The organism is Paenibacillus sp. 7516, from assembly GCF_002272715.1.
GTDB classification, from domain to species: domain Bacteria; phylum Bacillota; class Bacilli; order Paenibacillales; family Paenibacillaceae; genus Paenibacillus; species Paenibacillus illinoisensis_A.
This window is the reverse complement of sequence record NZ_NPBI01000038.1, coordinates 51808-69204: the sequence shown is the minus strand read 5'-3', so window position 1 is coordinate 69204 and position 17397 is coordinate 51808. Positions and strand designations below refer to the sequence as shown.

At 46.5% G+C, this 17397-nt stretch carries 18 protein-coding genes; 5 read left to right on the top strand and 13 right to left on the bottom strand.

The window, feature by feature from the left end; all coding sequences use genetic code 11:
* Nucleotide 1: 1 nt before the first annotated feature.
* The 3 genes from CHI14_RS25690 to yyaC all read right to left on the bottom strand — a co-directional run bounded on the left by CHI14_RS25690 (nt 2) and on the right by yyaC (nt 2348).
* Nucleotides 2–691 (bottom strand): DUF6483 family protein, encoded by a 690-nt coding sequence (locus tag CHI14_RS25690; RefSeq protein ID WP_095292486.1) that lies wholly within the window; start codon nt 689–691, stop codon nt 2–4.
* Nucleotides 692–901: 210 nt separating this feature from the next.
* Nucleotides 902–1696: an alpha/beta fold hydrolase gene (locus tag CHI14_RS25685; protein WP_095292483.1), complete on the bottom strand. Its 795-nt coding sequence runs from the start codon at nt 1694–1696 to the stop codon at nt 902–904.
* A gap of 109 nt (nt 1697–1805) precedes the next feature.
* Complete coding sequence (gene yyaC / locus CHI14_RS25680) at nt 1806–2348, bottom strand: spore protease YyaC (protein ID WP_249281240.1); 543 nt, start codon at nt 2346–2348, stop codon at nt 1806–1808.
* Between the two features lie 158 nt (nt 2349–2506).
* Between yyaC and CHI14_RS25675 the strand changes: the two genes are divergently transcribed.
* Nucleotides 2507–2731, top strand: coding sequence for a DUF1128 domain-containing protein (locus tag CHI14_RS25675; protein ID WP_095292560.1), 225 nt, complete (start codon nt 2507–2509; stop codon nt 2729–2731).
* A 123-nt stretch (nt 2732–2854) separates the two neighbouring features.
* Here CHI14_RS25675 and CHI14_RS25670 read toward each other — a convergent pair whose 3' ends face one another.
* Together CHI14_RS25670 and CHI14_RS25665 are read right to left on the bottom strand one after the other, a co-directional pair.
* Nucleotides 2855–3580, bottom strand: a complete 726-nt coding sequence (locus CHI14_RS25670) for a pirin family protein (protein ID WP_095292479.1) — start codon at nt 3578–3580, stop codon at nt 2855–2857.
* A gap of 151 nt (nt 3581–3731) precedes the next feature.
* Nucleotides 3732–4742 (bottom strand): asparaginase, encoded by a 1011-nt coding sequence (locus CHI14_RS25665; protein WP_095292476.1) that lies wholly within the window; start codon nt 4740–4742, stop codon nt 3732–3734.
* A 178-nt stretch (nt 4743–4920) separates the two neighbouring features.
* Between CHI14_RS25665 and CHI14_RS25660 the strand changes: the two genes are divergently transcribed.
* From CHI14_RS25660 to CHI14_RS25645, 4 genes are all read left to right on the top strand, one after another.
* Nucleotides 4921–5616 carry a phosphatase PAP2 family protein gene (locus tag CHI14_RS25660; RefSeq protein ID WP_095292473.1) on the top strand — a complete coding sequence of 232 codons (696 nt, stop codon included), beginning with the start codon at nt 4921–4923 and terminating at the stop codon, nt 5614–5616.
* 128 nt (nt 5617–5744) lie between these two features.
* Nucleotides 5745–6002, top strand: a complete 258-nt coding sequence (locus tag CHI14_RS25655; RefSeq protein WP_095292470.1) for a GlsB/YeaQ/YmgE family stress response membrane protein — start codon at nt 5745–5747, stop codon at nt 6000–6002.
* A 63-nt stretch (nt 6003–6065) separates the two neighbouring features.
* The gene (locus CHI14_RS25650; protein ID WP_095292467.1) at nt 6066–6473 is read left to right on the top strand and encodes a YtxH domain-containing protein; all 408 of its coding nucleotides are present in this window, start codon (nt 6066–6068) and stop codon (nt 6471–6473) included.
* A 78-nt stretch (nt 6474–6551) separates the two neighbouring features.
* Nucleotides 6552–6917 carry a DUF5665 domain-containing protein gene (locus CHI14_RS25645; RefSeq protein ID WP_095292464.1) on the top strand — a complete coding sequence of 122 codons (366 nt, stop codon included), beginning with the start codon at nt 6552–6554 and terminating at the stop codon, nt 6915–6917.
* Nucleotides 6918–6928: 11 nt separating this feature from the next.
* On the opposite strand, the gene CHI14_RS25640 is transcribed toward CHI14_RS25645, so the two are convergent.
* From CHI14_RS25640 to CHI14_RS25605, 8 genes are all read right to left on the bottom strand, one after another.
* Entirely contained in the window at nt 6929–7957 is a 1029-nt protein-coding gene (locus tag CHI14_RS25640) for a magnesium transporter CorA family protein (protein ID WP_249281239.1), read from the bottom strand.
* Nucleotides 7958–8083: 126 nt separating this feature from the next.
* Nucleotides 8084–8857 (bottom strand): sigma-70 family RNA polymerase sigma factor, encoded by a 774-nt coding sequence (locus tag CHI14_RS25635; RefSeq protein ID WP_095292462.1) that lies wholly within the window; start codon nt 8855–8857, stop codon nt 8084–8086.
* Nucleotides 8854–9306 carry an anti-sigma B factor RsbW gene (gene rsbW / locus CHI14_RS25630; RefSeq protein WP_095292459.1) on the bottom strand — a complete coding sequence of 151 codons (453 nt, stop codon included), beginning with the start codon at nt 9304–9306 and terminating at the stop codon, nt 8854–8856. The genes CHI14_RS25635 and rsbW overlap by 4 nt, the downstream gene beginning before the upstream one ends.
* Nucleotides 9307–9324: 18 nt before the next feature.
* Entirely contained in the window at nt 9325–9663 is a 339-nt protein-coding gene (locus tag CHI14_RS25625) for an STAS domain-containing protein (RefSeq protein WP_095292456.1), read from the bottom strand.
* Nucleotides 9664–9749: 86 nt separating this feature from the next.
* The gene (locus CHI14_RS25620; protein ID WP_095292453.1) at nt 9750–11423 is read right to left on the bottom strand and encodes a response regulator; all 1674 of its coding nucleotides are present in this window, start codon (nt 11421–11423) and stop codon (nt 9750–9752) included.
* Nucleotides 11424–11439: 16 nt separating this feature from the next.
* Nucleotides 11440–12312: a CheR family methyltransferase gene (locus tag CHI14_RS25615; RefSeq protein WP_095292450.1), complete on the bottom strand. Its 873-nt coding sequence runs from the start codon at nt 12310–12312 to the stop codon at nt 11440–11442.
* Between the two features lie 71 nt (nt 12313–12383).
* Nucleotides 12384–16103 (bottom strand): response regulator, encoded by a 3720-nt coding sequence (locus CHI14_RS25610; RefSeq protein ID WP_095292447.1) that lies wholly within the window; start codon nt 16101–16103, stop codon nt 12384–12386.
* Complete coding sequence (locus CHI14_RS25605) at nt 16100–17269, bottom strand: PP2C family protein-serine/threonine phosphatase (RefSeq protein WP_095292444.1); 1170 nt, start codon at nt 17267–17269, stop codon at nt 16100–16102. The genes CHI14_RS25610 and CHI14_RS25605 overlap by 4 nt, the downstream gene beginning before the upstream one ends.
* Nucleotides 17270–17397: the final 128 nt, after the last annotated feature.

Genomic DNA, 17397 nt, shown 5'->3' with positions numbered 1-17397 from the left:
CTTAGCGGATGAGTTCAGCGAGACCTTCCTCCACTTCCTGACGTGGCAGGCCGCCCTGTTCCAGTTGCCCATCTTCAAGCTTGCTCAATCGTTCGTAAAAGGCCTTCACATCTTCGCGATAATTCATGGGATGCCCCTCACCTACCCGCAGAACGCGGTACCAGCTGTTCTCGGCCAGATCATATCGCCCATGTTGTTCTTGATACAGCGCAAGCTGTTTCTCCGTACGGGCAGGAAGTTCGTATTCTTTCGTTTGTTCCAATATCGATTGCACGCGCTTCGGTGCATCCAGCAGCTTCGGGTTGGCACCATGATTCAGGGCATACAGATAAAAGTGTAATGACTTCATTAACCGGATGAGTCCTTCATCCTCTGAATCCTGCTTCTCCTGGTCATCGATGCCTTCCACTCTGGCCTTCTCTCCATAAATATAAGCTTCCTCTTCGATCAGCCGTGCGGCTTGCTGCAAATTGTCCACTTCAATGACTCCGCGAAAACGAAACATTTCAATGACATCCTCTGCAGGGAGAGAATTCAGCAAAGACAAATTCATGCCAAACTGCCTGCGAAGCAACTCGTCCAATTCCGAAAGTGCCTCCGTGTGTTTCCGCTGTTGTCTGAGTGTAAATGCTTTGCCAATCGCCTCGGTCATTTCCTCCATCATGCGGAGCAGATAGTCTTTTCTGAACATCAAATATGCCCCCTCATTCGCTCATTCGGATCATCATCCATTATTGCTAGTTTAATTCATGCCCTATCAAAAAGCCAAAAAAGGACCTCCTCTTGGATTCCACGATGCAAAAAGAAACCCCCGTCGTCTTGTAGAGACATCTCGGGGGTTTCCTAGGCTAACGATATATGCTGAATGATCGACTCTGCTGAAAATAAAGACTTCAGCGATTTACGCCTTCGGTAAACCATTCATAAATTGACTAATGACCTGAATCAACTGTTCGGGTGCTTCATACATGCTCATGTGGCCCGCCCCGGCAATGACCGCTTGTACAATATGCGGTTTATCGCTCGTAAACGTGCGTTCCGGCGGAATCACGGAGTCTTTTTCACCTGCGACCAGCAAAACCGGTAGCGGTGTAGCCGATAAAACATCACGGCGATCCGGACGTTCACGCATGGCCAGTGCGGCTCCAGCTGCACCCTGAGGTGCGGTCTGGTACCCGATTTCCTTGACACGTGATACTTTTGCCGATAACCGCTCCACATGTTCAGGAGCAAACAATCCTGGAACCAATCCATCCACAAAGCTTACAATACCATCCGTCTGAATGGCCGATACTGCACGAAGACGCTTTTCCTTGCCCTCTTCGCTATCCGGATATGCGGTAGAATGGATCAAACCAAAGGCTTTTAGTCGTTCCGGATGACGCTGAGCGATGGAAAGGGCGATATATCCTCCCATGGAGTGTCCAAGCAGGACAGCTTTGTCCACATTCAGCTCATCCATTAATTGCAGAACATCATTGCCCATTTGATCTATTGTGTATGTTCCCATAGGGGCGTCCGTCTTACCGTGTCCACGCAGATCGGGTACGATGCAGCGATAATGACGTGCAAGCTCCGGCACAACTTCATCCCAATAGGATGAGCTGCCGCAGTATCCGTGAAGCAGAATAAGTGCTTCTCCCTTGCCTTGTTCGGCATAACATATCGTCGTTCCATCACATATCACTTTTTCCATATGAATCCCTCTCTCTGCGCGAATTGAATTGATTATATTCATTGTATATAACCAACTTCTTGTCGTTCAAGTTGTATATTATTAAGCTTTCATCCCATGAATGAAACGTTTATTGCATTTTCCTCGCCGCAAATGCTGCATCAGCGATCGTTCGGGACATGTTCATGACGAGGTGAAGCGAAGTCATCTGCAGGATGGAATAGGGCCTGGGACCATTGACGTTTACTACAGCTGCCACACTATAATGTCCAACAGGCTGCAGCTTCCCCCCTACGGACTGTGCCGGATTCAACGCGTGATTCGATAGATAATATGTACCTGTGGCATGCTTTGGACCCAGACAGGCATCAATAGCAACAATGGCATGATGTGCCGGGATCTGAGACATCCGTTTCTCCAGTGTATCTGCATCGCAAGGTGCTGCTAGCGTTCCTACAACATGACCCACTCCGTGCTCCTCTAGCAGACTTCCTGTCAGAGGCCCAAGTGCATCTCCCGATGAACGATCCGTTCCAATGCAGACAAACGTTATTTCATCAGGTGAATGCTGCTCATAAATGTGTTTGAAAAATAAAACCAGGTCTTCTCCAGGCACACCTTTTGGAGTTTCTCGACTCTGGTGGCGCACCATCTCACGCTTGTATGCTGCCAATCTTTTTCCCTCCTTTACACGCACAAAAGCATTGTGAATGAGTATTGTTTTTTTTCATTTTATCCGATACAGAGGGATTCCCGCAAAACATTGGCCTGTGCCTGTCCAATCATGATACAATGACAACAGTTTCCGATACGGAAGGGATGGACATAACGATGGATTTGACACAACCGAACGCGGCCAACATGGAATATATGATTGAAGCGATCAAAACCAAGCTGCGGATGGCCAGCGGTGCGGCCATGCAGGCTTCGGCATTCCCCCTCGACAAATATGAGGATTTGCATGATCTGTATGAGATGGTGATGAGCAAGGAGCATCTCAGTATTTCCGAAGTGGAAGCTGTTGCTTCCGAACTGGGGAACCTGCGTAAAGCTTAAAAGCACCCATCTTCATTCACCAAATAAAAAGGGCCTGCCTCCACCAAAGGGAGAACAGGTCCTTTTTGTCTTTTTGTTACTTGATACCCTCATTTGCTTAGCATGACTTGTCATTTAAGCAAGTTAAGGCAAGTCGACCAGTACGAATTCCGCCATTTCGCTTCCTGTACTCGTAATCTGCAGATCACAGCTTTTCCGAATACGGGCAGCATCCCCTGGCTTCAGATTGAAATTACCATCCGCACAGGCGATATCCACATGACCACTGATCAGAAAAAGATGTGTGCGTCTGTCTTCATGCTGTGGATACATGATTTTTTTACCGGACTCCAATTGGGTCAGATAACAGGTCACATCCTGTGAAATTGGAAGCGCGCCTTCGGCTCCCTCCACTCCCTGTCCGGATACAACAGGGCACAGTCGATTCAACTGCTCCTGCGGGTCAAATTGCCGATTCGTATACGATGGTTTCAGCATGCGCTGGGATGGCAGGAACCACATCTGCAGAAAACGTACCGGTTCATCCTCGGACGGATTGGTCTCGGAATGTTCCACACCGGTGCCTGCGCTCATCACCTGGACCGTTCCCGGTTCAAGTACCTGTTCGGTTCCCATGCTGTCCGTATGCTTAAGCCTACCGGATATTACGTAGCTTACAATTTCCAGGTCATGATGTGGATGTCGTTTAAAGCCTTCCTGCGGCATCAGCGTGTTGTCATTATGAGCCAGCAGGCAACCAAAATGCGCATTGCTTGGATCGTCATAATCTGCAAAAGAAAAGCTGAACTCACTGTGTATCCAACCTCGATCCGACGTGTGCCTTTCTTCCGATGTCACTACTTTAATCATGTTCATCCACCTCCAAGGGTTTAGAGCTGCTGCCTACATCTGACAGCAGGTCTTGCGTGTATATGAATGCTTAGATAAATACCTGTTGGTATCTCATCTTTACCCGGGGTCCGGGGATTCTAATCACGCCCCTAGCTTATGGTTATACGCTTTATTCAGGTGAGTGAAGTACGAATTCACAATCCGCATGTCCCACAATATTTCCGGCATCATTGCGAATCTCGGGAGGAAACACTTGCGCTAGTCGTTCAATGGTTGTCCGATTGGAATATCCAATCTGCTCAAGGATTGATTTAGCAATCCATGCCCATTCATCTTCAGATCCGTCGAGCACTTTAAAGGTGATCCCGAGCCTTTCCTTTTTCAGTGCAAAACCGAATACTCCCTTGAAGCCGCCTTTAGCAACAATATTGCTGTCTTCCAGAAGCACCGAATCAACTCGTCCGGTTCCACCAACCATAAGAGGCTGATCATTCATGGCAGACGTAATGGTTTCCACTGCCGAGCGTGTCGGTTCATCTTCAATTAGATCCGGGCAAGCCAGCTTCAGATATGCATTCGACAACGCCGATAAAGGCAACGAAAATACCGGAAAGCCGCAGCCATCCGTCCCGAGTTCAATTTCCTTCTGCTCAATTCCAGCCATATCCGCCATCGTTGCCAGAATTTCACGCTGCACCGGATGCTCCCGCTCCGCGTAACTGTCCAGATCGAAGTTTTTCATCTGACTGTAACCCAGGATGCCAAGGTGTTTCCCCGAACAATTATGCAGTATTCTTCGCTTCTCTCCTTGATTACGCAGCCATTGATTTCGGCTATCCTCATTCAATGGATAACTTGCCGCGCAAATCAGGCATTCTTCTCCCAATCCAAGTTTGGCCGATAATTTCTCCAGCACTTTAATATGCTCTGGCTCCGAACGATGGGAAGATGCCATGATCGCAATTTCTTGGGAGGTTAACCCATAGTGGGCTGCAATGCCTGCTCGAATGCCTGGAATGGCCTGAAAAGGCTTGGCAGATGAGCGGGTAAACGCTCTGAAATGTGGATTTCCTGCCGAATAAACGACATCTCCGTTTTCATTCGTGATGCTTATGTGTCCAAAGTGGGCGCATTCCATCACGCCTGCACGATATTCTTTAACTAACAACGCACTCTCCATGCGAGTTCTCTCCTTTATGCCCCAGTCTCATCTCTGCTTTGCGTCAATACGCCGCATGGGATATCTTTAAATTATAGTACAAATGCGATGTTTTTTCAGTTTTTTCGACATGATTTTCGGGTAAGCCTATAGCAATCTGGAATGTTTAACCAATCCCATCTTGAAGGAGATATCATTTATGCTGCGTGAAAGCAATTCCTCTTTATTTAGAAATTCCCCACGTATAGCCTGGCGCTCCCTTTTTGTCTGGAGTGGAGTAGGTGTTTTGTTCAGTTCTGCTCTAGTCATTGTTTTGGCCATATTAGGTGCCTGGCTGGGGACTCATTTTATTATTCAATTAGACGAACGAATTCAACATTGGTTTTATCTCCATTCTGAATCTCGTCTTGCACTTCTGCCTGTCATTTCCTTCATTACTGCCATTGGTTCTTTCAAGATCTCGGCATTAGCCGCAGCCTGTGCAGCGGTCCTCTTCTTTATGCACCGTAATTCACGATACTCCATCTATGGCTATGTAGTTCTGGGCAGCTTTGCAGTCATGTGGCTGCTTAACACAGGGCTCAAGGAAATTTTCCGTCGAAGCCGGCCTGAACTCGAACATTTAATGGCGGTGCATGGATATAGCTTCCCCAGCGGTCACGCCATGATTTCCATGGGATTTTACGGCATGTTTTTTGTCATCTGGGCCATTGAACGACAGACGCGGTCTGCCTCCATGATGCTGCCTATTGTCTGCGGTATAGGTTTTATCGGTCTCATCGGAATTAGCCGGATTATGCTCGGCGTGCATTATCCTACAGACGTATTTGCCGGATTCGTTGCCGGACTGGCCTGGCTTGTGTGCATGATTGGTGCAATCAAACGAATGATCTGAAATCCCTTCAAATTCCAGGATGCCCATATCTGCTTCAGTTGTTTCAGCTTGATGCACGGCGTTTATATACGAAGTAAGCAAACGCGAACAGACAACATCCTGCATCAAGTGTAAAGGAGGCGGTTGTTATGTGGGGCATTATTCTCAGCATCATCTTGGCAGTTATCATCGGCCTCATCGGAGATGCACTTGCCGGTCACAATATGCCTGGAGGCATCATTGGAGCCATGGTTGCCGGATTTGTGGGAGCTTGGCTGGGTGCACTGCTGCTTGGTAATTGGGGACCCGTTATCGGTAATTTCGCCGTGATCCCTGCCATTATTGGTACAGCGCTCTTTGTCCTTTTGCTGGGACTTGTGTCCAGGCTGTTCAGACAGGCTGCCTGATCGGTCACCAAGGTGTTCGTTGTTTCGTAAACGTTTTTTAATATGAAGAAGGAGTGATTAGACATGAATAAAGCAGAAGATCAATATCCTGTACAAAGCGGTTCGACTTTCGCAAAAGGCATTTTCATCGGTGGCTTGCTGGGAGCAGCAGCAGCATTGCTCTTCGCTCCTAAACCAGGACGCGAACTTCGCGGCGATCTTTCCGAGAAGGTTGGTATGGTTACCGACCGCACCAAAGAAGTTGCTGCCGTTGTCAGTGACAAGGCTACCGAATTGGCTAAAACTGTTTCTACCAAAACTTCCGATATCGCAAAAACGGTGAACCAAGGCCGTAACGACGTCATGGAATCGGTAAGAAAAGCTTCCGCCGATGTGGCAGATGAAGCTTCCAAAGCGACCAGCGAAGTTGCTTCCGCTTCCGAGGAAGCAAAAGAAGATACACGAAAAGAGCTGAATTCGACCAGCCTGTAAGGGCTTGAGCGAATGGTCAATAGCCAGCTGAGTTTCAGCTGGCTATTTTTCATCCATTGTAATAGGAGGAGGACTCACATGAGCAAAGTCACATTAAACGGAAATACCCCCGTTACTGGAAGCAAACCATCGCAGCAGTATGATACGGCAGAGCATCCCTTTGAATTGCGCCATGAAGTCAAAAAACTGAACACACGTCTGGATCAGCTTGCGGACAGTTTGGAAAAGGCACAGATCAAGGATATTATCGAGAATTACACCAGTCCCAAAAAACGGATCATCACCAATTTTACTGCGGGTATGGCGAGAGGACTTGGACTTACCCTCGGAACCTTTGTTGTCCTTGGTCTCTTAGGTCTTATACTCAGTCAATTTGTAAACATGCCGATTGTGGGACAATACATTGCAGATCTGCTTGGATACATCGAAGATTACAAGAGCTAGGTTAAGAGCCATCATCCCTTCCGCACGGAATTGCCCCGTTTCCCGGGGTCATCAGCCGGTCGCTGTGTGGGCTTCAACTTCAACAGATCTCCGGTCCAGCCTTTCATCATCATCCATACATACATGCTAGCCATGCTGGCGAGGATGAGTGCGATGACCAATACAACCCCCCATGTCTTGTCTATCAAAGGCAGGTTCTCGAAGTTCATCCCCCAGATTGCACCGGCAGCCGTTGCGGGCGTACAGACCGAAGTGACAATGGTTAGTGTCTTCATAATCTCGTTACCACGAACACCGGAAGTCGCATTATCTATAGAAATGAGTGTATCGATTTCTTTTTCATAGTGCTGAAAGAGACGCTCCATACGCTCGATCCGGTGCTGCAGCTGCTTGAAGAAACGACTGTCCTCAATATCATCCAGATAGGCCTCCCGCGCTGCAGCCATTAATTCAGAATAAGGGATAAACAGATTGCTCCAATATAAAAGCTCAAACCGCGCTTCAAGAATTTGATCCATCAAGGTTCGAGCATTGCGCGATTCCATCTTCCGTTCCAGTTCACGCAAATGCATTTCGAACTGATCCATGCCCACATGATAGTAGTGCAATATGGCCCGGAACAGAACAAACATCCCATCACGAGCTGTGTTACACTGCTGCAGCATCGCCGAGCGTTCTCCCGTATTCATAATTCCTCTGGTGTTATCATCCAAATTAATTGTTACTAAACTTTTTTGGTCGACATAGAAAAACATCTGATTATCCTTGCGTACGCTATCTTTCTCATTTTTGACTGCATATAGAAGTGAACCAAATATAACCGGATCTGTCCCGTTCAAATATCGTACAGACAGGTAATTGGAATGTACCTCCGGGATCTTACGAAGGAAGTATTGCATCTCTGGAAACTCTTCAATAAGTCCCTCCATCACTTCGGCCATATCCTCATCTTCTGGTGCCACCCAGTCCCACCAATCCCACTGCTCCGAAAATGATAATTTGTCACGCCTGGCTGCCAGCTTGACCCGATCCACCGTCACAACATCACTCCTGGTTTCATAATAAACAACACATCCAAAACAAATTTCAAAAAAGGACACGTATGTATTCCAGTGGAATCACGTGTCCTTCTTATGCCGTACTTAACAACATCAGGGATTCACATCTCATAGCATTGAAGCATTAGACATGATCTGTTTCAGTTTTTCAGTAGCTCTCTTCTGAATTCGGGAAACACTCATCTGGGATACACCCAATTTCTGAGCTATCGCCCGTTGAGACTGACCATCCTGGAAGGCCAAAATTAGCACCTTCTGCTCCTGTTCCTTCAACTGTCCCAATGCCTGCTGCAAGTCCATCCGCTTCTCCACCGAATCAAAGTCGTTTACATCTGCACTGATCAATTCACCAAGCGTTGCTGCACTTTCATCCTGAGATAATGGAGAATCCAGTGAGACGTAGTGATAACATTCCCGACCAGCTAACACTTCGATGGTTTCCTCTGGGGTCAGGTCAAGGTATTCAGCAATCTCATCCACGCTTGGTGAACGTTCAAACTTCACCGTCAATTCATCAATGGCATGCTGAACAAGTGCGCCTTTTTCCTTGATTCGTCGAGGTACCTGAATATACCAGGATTTGTCCCGAAGGTAGTTCTTCATATGACCGATCATGCTTTTCATAGCATAAGGTTCAAACGGGATGCCCAGGTTAATATCGTACTGCTGCAGAAGCCGGATCAGAGCCATTTGGCCAGTCTGATACAAATCTTCGTACAGATCCGGACGATTCCGGGCAATCTTGCCTGCTGCCATCTTCACCATCGGTTCATATTTGCGGATAAGAACTGTTGCAATTTCATTATCCTTGGTCTGCTGGTATTCCCAGATCAAACCTACGGATTCAGACATGGACTCTGGGGGAGTCACTTTTTCGTTCATACTTTCTCCTCACTTCTTGCAAGACGTTTTACGAGTACGACTTTCGTACCTTTGCCCGTCTCACTTTCCACACTGACATCATCCATCAGGGCTTGCATCAGATAGAATCCGAGTCCACCAATTTGGGCATCTGTCAGCTCAGTGTCATGAAGGCCTGCGCGTGATACTGCCGGGTTGACGTTTTCAAAGCTTGCACCTTCGTCCTTGACTGTGATAGCCAGTGTTTCGCTGTCCACTTCAAAAACAACCTCCACCATGCCACCTTCGTGTGAGTAGGCATATAGTACAGAGTTGTTACAAGCCTCAGATACGGCCACTTTCATGTCCTCAATGTCCTCATAAGAAAATCCCATTTTGGACGCTACACCATAAAGATTCAGTCGTACAATATCCACGTAATCAGCTGTCGCCGGTAAGTTTAGGGTGACTCTTTGAACTTCTGCATTCATTCCTTTTTCGATCCTTTCCTATTGGGAATTCTTCTGTGAGACAAAGAATTTGGCAATACCCGTCATATCAAAAAGCTTCTGAATCTGTGCAGGAACTTCTTGTACTTCAAAACGAGCCTCCATTCCATGCCTTGCTTTCAGAACAGATAACAGGATTCCAATCCCTGTGCTATCAATATACTTCAGGTCCTTCATGTTAATAATCAAATCCTGCTCCTTGTTGTCCACAAGTGGCTCCATGACCAAACGAAATTCAGGAGCTACCGACAAATCCAGTTCGCCAGTAAGATATACCGTGCACACGCCGTCTTGTGTTTCGGTCTTTGCATTGAATTTTTCATTTTTATTTGTATTCATTAGACATCTCTCTCCTGATCAATGGTTTCCTTACCTAATAACCCAACTTGAGCCCAGATGAAACAAAAACAGAATTAGCAATTATTTCAATTTGCTCGATTCATGGCTGACGAGGCTGATTTGAAGCTCTTGCGTTCTTCCTGAAATCGTGACAATTTTTGCTTCACACTGCCCATCTTAACGGGTTTGCTGATGTAATCATCCATTCCGACAGCAAGGCAGCGCTGCTGAATGCCCTCCATTACATTGGCGGTCATGGCCAGTACAACAGGCTGCTTTTCCTTCGGCAGACTTTCCCGAATTTTACGTGTACATTCCAATCCGTCCATAACCGGCATTTGCAAATCCATAAATATATAATCATAGCCAGGGTTCTCTAGAACCATATCCAGCGCCTTCTGTCCATCTTCTGCGGTATCCGAAGTGAAGCCCAGCTTGCTCAGCATAATCGCCATCAACTTTTGGTTAATGGGGTGATCATCGACAATCAATACGGAAGGCTGCATTTCATAACGTTCCATATTCTCCGGTTGTTCTTCCCCATTCCCCATGATAAGTTCAGTCTCTACATAGCGCTGAACCTGTATGGTGAAAACAAAGGTAGCCCCGCGCTTCTCGCTCGTATCCAGATGAATGCTGCCACCCATCATTTCCACTAACGTCCGGCAAATGGCAAGTCCCAAGCCTGTTCCACCGTACTTGCGTGTCATCGATGTATCCAACTGAGAAAATGGCTGGAACAGGCGATCCACCTTGTCTGATGAAATGCCTATACCTGTATCCTTTACTGCAAATTCCAAGGTCATTCTACCGTCTTTTTCTTCGTTAACAGATACGATCAGGTAGACTCCACCCTGGTCCGTAAACTTGATGGCATTGGCAATCAGATTCATCAGGACCTGACGCAGTCTAGCCATATCGCCGTACACCAAGGCAGGGACGGAATCCTCGAGGAAATAGTCCAGCTCCAGATTCTTTTTACCGGCTTCCACAGCAAACAAACCCAATACTTCTTTAATACATGTAACGAGTTCAAATGGATGCTCTTCCAGCTCCATTTTCCCGGATTCCATCTTCGTGAAATCAAGAATATCGTTAATAACCGTGACAAGTGCATCCGCGCTCTTTCGCACGATATCGATATATTCCTTCTGTTCATCCTTCAGTTCCGTCTCCATCAGCAGATCGACCATCCCGATAACACCGTTCATCGGTGTACGGATCTCATGACTCATCATCGCCAAAAATTCGGTTTTGGCATTGGCTGCGATTTCCGCTTCCTCTTTTGCCTGAATCAGCTGCTGATTCATTTTCTCGAGTTCCTGTGTTTTCTGATGAAGCAGCATGGTTTGGGTTTTCAGCCGCTTGTTCGTGATGAACATCTCGACAAAACCCTCGATTTTGGATTTGAGAATCTGGGGGATAAACGGCTTCACCATGTAATCGATGGCACCTGCCGAATATCCGGCAAATAAATGTTCTGCTTCCCTGCTGTTGGCAGAGATAAAGATAATGGGTACATCCTTTGATTTATCACGCGCTTTAATTAACTTCGCTGTCTCAATTCCGTCCATTCCAGGCATCTGCACATCAAGCACAATGACCGCAAATTCGTCTTTAAGCAAGCATCGAAGTGCCTCTTCTCCAGAAGTTGCCTTGACGAGTTTATACTGTTCCGATTCCAAAACTGCTTCTAGAGCAAGCAGATTCTCGGGGCGGTCATCTACCAATAATATGTGGATTGGTTCATTGAGCCCCATGGCTAACCCTAACCCCCTATTTGATCTTCCGGTATATTTTTTCCGTCCGGTCTAACGGCTCGTAAGCATCGCTGAATTCTGTGAAATGGATCGATTCCTTGGATCCCAGAACAAGAATGCCAAAATGGCTCAAGCTCTCATGAAATAGTCCATGCACATGATTCCTTAATTCATCATTGAAATAAATCATGACGTTGCGGCAAAAGATAACGTTAAATTCGTTAAATGACCGGTCTGTTGCCAGATTATGCTCTGCAAAAATAATGTTTTTTCGCAGATAAGGATGAAACATAACAGAGTTATACTTCGCTGTATAATATTCAGAGAAGGCTCTGGTACCCCCTGCCTCCAAATAGTTTGTAGTGTATAATTTCATTTTTTCAATACCGTATACGCCTTCCTTGGCCTGCTGCAGTGAGCGGTCATTCATATCGGTGGCATAGATCCGTGCCTTGTCATACAAACCTTCCTCATGCAGCATAATTGCCATGGAATACACCTCTTCACCCGTGGAGCAGCCTGCGTGCCAAATTCGAATATAAGGATATGTCCTTAACACAGGTATGATCTTTTCACGGAATGTCCGGAAGAGCGCAGGATCACGAAACATTTCGGTCACCGGAATGGACAGATTCTGTACAAATCGTTCGAATGCTGAACGCTCATGCAGAACCTTTTCCTGAAGCCCGGATATCGTTTTAAGACCTTCCGAATGTGCGTAGTGCCAGATTCTTCGTTTCAAAGATGGCAATGCGTAATTTCTAAAGTCATATCCGTATAGACGGTGCATACCTTCCAATAACAACTCAATCTCAATCAATTCGCGTTCTTCATCTTGCGGCATGCGGACCGATTGTTCATCAGCCTCGGTAGGTTCCCACGGTGTCATAGATTCTCTCCACTTCTTCATTTGTTACTTGCGTAATCGTTGTATTGTTGTTCATTACCCAAACTATTGGGTTACGAATACAGCCACACGCGCATTAATGATAACAGTTGATCTGTTTGAATCGGTTTCTTCACATAATCGGATGCACCAGCTTCAATACACTTGCCCCGATCATCTTTCATGGCTTTGGCTGTCAGTGCAATAATTGGTAATTTCTCAAATCTCGGAATCTGCCGAATACGTGTCATTGCCTCGTATCCATCCATTTCCGGCATCATCATATCCATTAACACCAGATCAATATCCGGGTTCTTATCCAAAATCTCAAGAGCTTCGCGCCCGTTCTCAGCAAACGTAACATCCATTCGGTAGCCTTCAAGCACACTCGAAAGGGCAAATACATTTCGAATATCATCATCCACGAGCAGTATTTTCTTACCTTCAAACAAGGTTTCCTTGTTATGCAGCTTCTGCAGAATTCTGCGCTTGTCTTCCGGCAGATTGGCCTCTACCCGGTGAAGGAACAAGGTTGTCTCATCCAGCAGACGTTCAGGTGATTTCACGTCTTTGATAATGATGGACTCCGCATATTTGCGCAGCTTCATTTCTTCCTTGCTATCCAGCTCTTTGCCTGTGTAAATGATAATCGGCAGATCATTCAGATATTCATCATCCCTGATCTGGTCAAGCAATTCGAATCCGGTCATGTCCGTCAACATCAGATCCAGCACCATGCAATCGTACCGCTGACTATGGAGTTCGGTTAAAGCCTCGCTGCCTGTAGACACAGCCGTTATGGCAACATCATCATGCCCGATGAGTTCAATGATTGCTTTGCGCTGTACTTCGTCATCTTCCACAATTAGCAAACGTTTCAACTGGTTCTCTGTATAGGATTCGATATGCGAGAAGGCTTTATCCAGCGAATCCTTACTGGATGGTTTTTTCAGGTAGGCAATGGCCCCCATCATCAATCCTTGCTTCATATCATCAATCACGGAAATAACATGAACCGGTATATGGCGTGTTGCCGAGCTGCTCTTCAGTTCGCCCAGAATCGCCCAACCATCCATGACCGGAAGCTGAATGTCGAGAATAATTGCATCCGGCAAATATTGTCGGGCCATTTCGAGCCCTTTGTCTCCTTGAGTTGCCACAATTGCCTTAAATCCTCTTCCTCTCGCCATATCCATCAAAATGTGCGCAAAGTTCACGTCATCCTCAATAATGAGCAGAATTTTGTCACCATCCGCCAGATTGTCCTGATCATCATCCATCTGAACGGATACAGCCGTGTCGTTTGCTGGCATATTCATTAGGGAAATACTGTCAGGTTCTGGTGCAATGACCGTTTGCCTGCTTGAACGTATTGTCCCGGATCGGCTTACAGGCGAATCATACTCGGCAGATGCGGCCGCCAGGGAAGCACCTTCCTCTCCCGGAGCTGCTTCTTCATGATTGTCTGGAAGGTATAACGTAAACGAACTGCCCACACCTTCAGAGGACTCGACCTGAATCGCTCCGCCAAGCAGACGAGCAAGTTCACGGCTGATGGATAGGCCCAGTCCGGTTCCGCCGTATTTGCGACTGGTAGTTCCATCGACTTGCTGGAAGGCTTCAAAGATCAAATCTGTTTTGTCTGAAGGTATTCCAATTCCTGTATCCTTCACGGTAAATCCGACATATTCCTGATTAGTGTTCAGATACCCCGGAAGTTCTTCCGGTTTCATCTTCCGTCCAATAATGCTAACGGATCCCCGGTTGGTAAATTTGAAGGCATTCGATAGCAAGTTGCGTAAAATTTGCTTCACACGATGGCCGTCGGTGTACACCCATTCCGGTAAATTACTTTCAAATTCAATATTCAGATCCAATTCTTTTTTATTGGCCATGGGGCCAAAGTTTTGCTTCACAAAAGCGGTCAACTCATCCATTCGGACTGTCTCATAATTGATATCCATTTTTCCTGCGTCTACCTTGGACAGGTCCAAAATTTCATCAATCATTTTAAGCAGATCCGCACCGGACATATAGATCGTTTGAGCGTATTCCTGCTGTTTGCTGCTCAGATTGCCTTCCTTGTTTTCAGACAACAATTGAGACAGGATCAGCAGACTGTTCAGCGGTGTCCGAAGTTCATGCGACATATTGGCCAGGAATTCGGACTTGTATTTGCTTGTCATGGACAGCTGCATGGCTTGCTGTTCCAACTGCGTTTTCGTTTTCTCAATTTCGTCATTTTTCTCTTCGACTTCACGAACCTGCTCTTCGAGCGCACGCGTCTTGGCAATCAATTCGGTATTAAAGTGCTCCAGCTCTTCCTGCTGACGCTGCAGCAGTTCTTCGGAACGTTTGAGGGCATCTGTCTGTTCTTCCAGGTTTTCATTGGAACGACGCAGTTCTTCCTGCTGTGTCTGCAGTTCCTCGGACTGTACCTGAAGTTCCTCTGTAAGGGCCTGGGATTCACGCAGCAGCTCCTCCACACGCAGACGGCGGCGCACGTTATTAAGAATGACCCCCAGATTCATAATGAGCTGAGAGAATAACTGTTTATGCAGATCATTAAAACCTTCAAAAGAAGCCAATTCGACAACACCAATGAGTTCATCTTCAAAAACGACAGGATAAATCATGATGCTGGTCGCACGAGTAGAACCTGAAGCCGAACCAATATGCACATAATCTTCAGGTGTATTTTCAAGAATAATCGGTTTCATATCAAGAGCCACCTGGCCAATTAACCCTTCACCGACCCGGTATACTTCCTTGCCAATGGCCTCATTCTCTTCAAAGGCGTATGCCCCATATCGTCTCAATTCATCGGGGTGTTTCTCTTCATCAATCAAGTATGCCACGCCGAGCTGTGCTCCGAGTACCGGAGTAAACTCGCTGATAAACATTTGCGAAATCTGGCGAATGGAACCGATACCGCGCAGCAATTCAGGCACTCTGGCTATGTTGGAGCTCATCCAGTTCTGATCCTGCTGTGCCTGCATGTAGGCCTTCTCGACTTCCTGTTTTTCTTCCAGATCGGCTGATACCTCTTTGAATACATTGGCAATCTGCCCAATTTCGTCTGTAGACTTGACCTGAATGCGTCTGATGGTACGATATCGGCCTTTGCCGAAACTTGTAATCATCATCGAGACTGTATTCAGCCCTCGTGTAATACTTGGGAGTACCCATAAAATCACACCAAGTGCAAGCAGCAAGCCACCAACCATAATGCCTACGGTAATCTGAACGGCACGGTTATACTCCTCGTTCGACTGCCTGATTTCGGTATCAATCTCCTGATCCTGAAAACGGGAGAGCGCGTTTAGACTATCTACAGCTTCCTTCTGCACGGCAAGGCCCGTTGAATTGCGGTAGTTGTTCCCATCTTCCGCACGTCCCTGGGCCATCAAGCTGATCTGTCTAGTCGCATATGAATTATATGAATCCCAGGCAGCATTTACACGGTCGACCAGCTGATGCTCGCCTGCACTGTCCGCCCGTTCACGAACTTCCTTGAGGTAACCTTCTCCCCGTTCCTGCATTTCCTTGAGCTCATTTTCGGCAGCATTCGTTGAGTTATTTGGATTAAGCAACAAGTTAGCCAGTACTTTCGCTATATCATTAACCTCTCCGCGTACAGACGAAGTATATCTAACCTTTAAGTACCGCTCCTGGTACATCTGATCAACCTGTTGATTGCTGCTATTCAGCCGTTCATAGCTTACAAATGTAAGTACAATCAATATGGCCATGAGAGCGGTAAAACCAATCAGCAGCTTATTTCTGATCTTCATTCCGTTTCCGCCCCTTTATTTAACGTAATCCACACCAGGCATTTATCATCATCTCGCTCTTGGGGAATCTCGTCATCAAAGAACACAGCCTGCATATGAGCTTCATTCCATTGATGTGAGCCCTTCAGCTGTTCTTTCAGGAATTCCAGTTGTTCCTCCTGATCCCCTTGAACGGCCTCAAGCAGTCCATCGGTATAAAGCGCAATATGTCCCTCACCCTCGTAGTGGATGGTCTGTGGTTCAATATCCATCTTATCGAACAAACCTACCGGACAGCATACGGCATCAAAAGTCGTTACACTTCCATCTTCCTGGAAAAACAATGCCGGCGGATGCCCCGCGTTGACATAGTCAATGCGCTTCATTCGGGTATCTACAACCAGATATATAGCTGTAAAATAGTACTGTACCAACTGCTTTTCCAGATGCAGCTGATTAAAGCGACGATTCAGCTCCTGAATCACCTTCTCGGGGTCTACGTAGGTCGTAACCGTATCCTTCAATACTGAAGCGATAAACATGGTAAACAAAGAAGATGAAATACCATGCCCCATCATATCCAGCAGCAATACACCATATCGTCCTTCACCAAGCGGGTACCAGGAGTATAGATCTCCCGCAAGTTCAAAAGAAGGTTTATAGATGGCATTCACATGGAACAACGGATCCTCAATCGCCGGGCTTAACACTGCATTCTGCACCATGGCAGCCAGCTTAAGCTCATCCTGAATGCGCTGATCTCGTTCCTTATGCCAGTCCTTCTCCTGTTTCAAACGGAGAGCAAGCCGAATTCGGGCCATCAACTCCACCTTGTTAATCGGTTTGGTTACATAATCCGATGCTCCTGCATCCAATGCTTCAGCAAGTTTCTTGGAGTCGCCGATTGCTGTAACCATAATAATAGGGATGTCCTTAAGATTTTCGAATTTCTGCACAATACTGCAAGCTTCGATTCCATCCATTTCAGGCATCATCATATCTAGCAAAATCAGGTCAATATCCGACGGTCTGGGACGAAGTTCGTTGTTTTCCTCCCCGATTCCCAATACTTCAAACATTTCCATGGCTGAACTCGCCGTTAAAATGTCACGATAGTTCTCTTTTTTCAGAATTTCTCGAATAATAATGACATTCGTCGGATTGTCGTCAACAATAAGTATTTTCATTTCTATCTCCCTTATCTGTGGCGTTCCGTTCCGGGTTTGTCGATTTTTATCAAGTCGTGTAACAACCCAAAATATACATTTTTCGCGATCAATACAGCGGTAGACATAATATTTCCTACTATAACTAT

Coding starts and splice junctions, on each gene's coding strand:
- CHI14_RS25690 (WP_095292486.1), bottom strand. CDS start 691: ATGTTCAGAAAAGACTATCTGCTCCGCATGATGGAGGAAATGACCGAG.
- CHI14_RS25685 (WP_095292483.1), bottom strand. CDS start 1,696: ATGGAAAAAGTGATATGTGATGGAACGACGATATGTTATGCCGAACAA.
- CHI14_RS25675 (WP_095292560.1), top strand. CDS start 2,507: ATGGATTTGACACAACCGAACGCGGCCAACATGGAATATATGATTGAA.
- CHI14_RS25670 (WP_095292479.1), bottom strand. CDS start 3,580: ATGATTAAAGTAGTGACATCGGAAGAAAGGCACACGTCGGATCGAGGT.
- CHI14_RS25665 (WP_095292476.1), bottom strand. CDS start 4,742: ATGGAGAGTGCGTTGTTAGTTAAAGAATATCGTGCAGGCGTGATGGAA.
- CHI14_RS25660 (WP_095292473.1), top strand. CDS start 4,921: ATGCTGCGTGAAAGCAATTCCTCTTTATTTAGAAATTCCCCACGTATA.
- CHI14_RS25655 (WP_095292470.1), top strand. CDS start 5,745: ATGTGGGGCATTATTCTCAGCATCATCTTGGCAGTTATCATCGGCCTC.
- CHI14_RS25650 (WP_095292467.1), top strand. CDS start 6,066: ATGAATAAAGCAGAAGATCAATATCCTGTACAAAGCGGTTCGACTTTC.
- CHI14_RS25645 (WP_095292464.1), top strand. CDS start 6,552: ATGAGCAAAGTCACATTAAACGGAAATACCCCCGTTACTGGAAGCAAA.
- CHI14_RS25635 (WP_095292462.1), bottom strand. CDS start 8,857: ATGAACGAAAAAGTGACTCCCCCAGAGTCCATGTCTGAATCCGTAGGT.
- rsbW (WP_095292459.1), bottom strand. CDS start 9,306: ATGAATGCAGAAGTTCAAAGAGTCACCCTAAACTTACCGGCGACAGCT.
- CHI14_RS25625 (WP_095292456.1), bottom strand. CDS start 9,663: ATGAATACAAATAAAAATGAAAAATTCAATGCAAAGACCGAAACACAA.
- CHI14_RS25620 (WP_095292453.1), bottom strand. CDS start 11,423: ATGGGGCTCAATGAACCAATCCACATATTATTGGTAGATGACCGCCCC.
- CHI14_RS25615 (WP_095292450.1), bottom strand. CDS start 12,312: ATGACACCGTGGGAACCTACCGAGGCTGATGAACAATCGGTCCGCATG.
- CHI14_RS25610 (WP_095292447.1), bottom strand. CDS start 16,103: ATGAAGATCAGAAATAAGCTGCTGATTGGTTTTACCGCTCTCATGGCC.
- CHI14_RS25605 (WP_095292444.1), bottom strand. CDS start 17,269: ATGAAAATACTTATTGTTGACGACAATCCGACGAATGTCATTATTATT.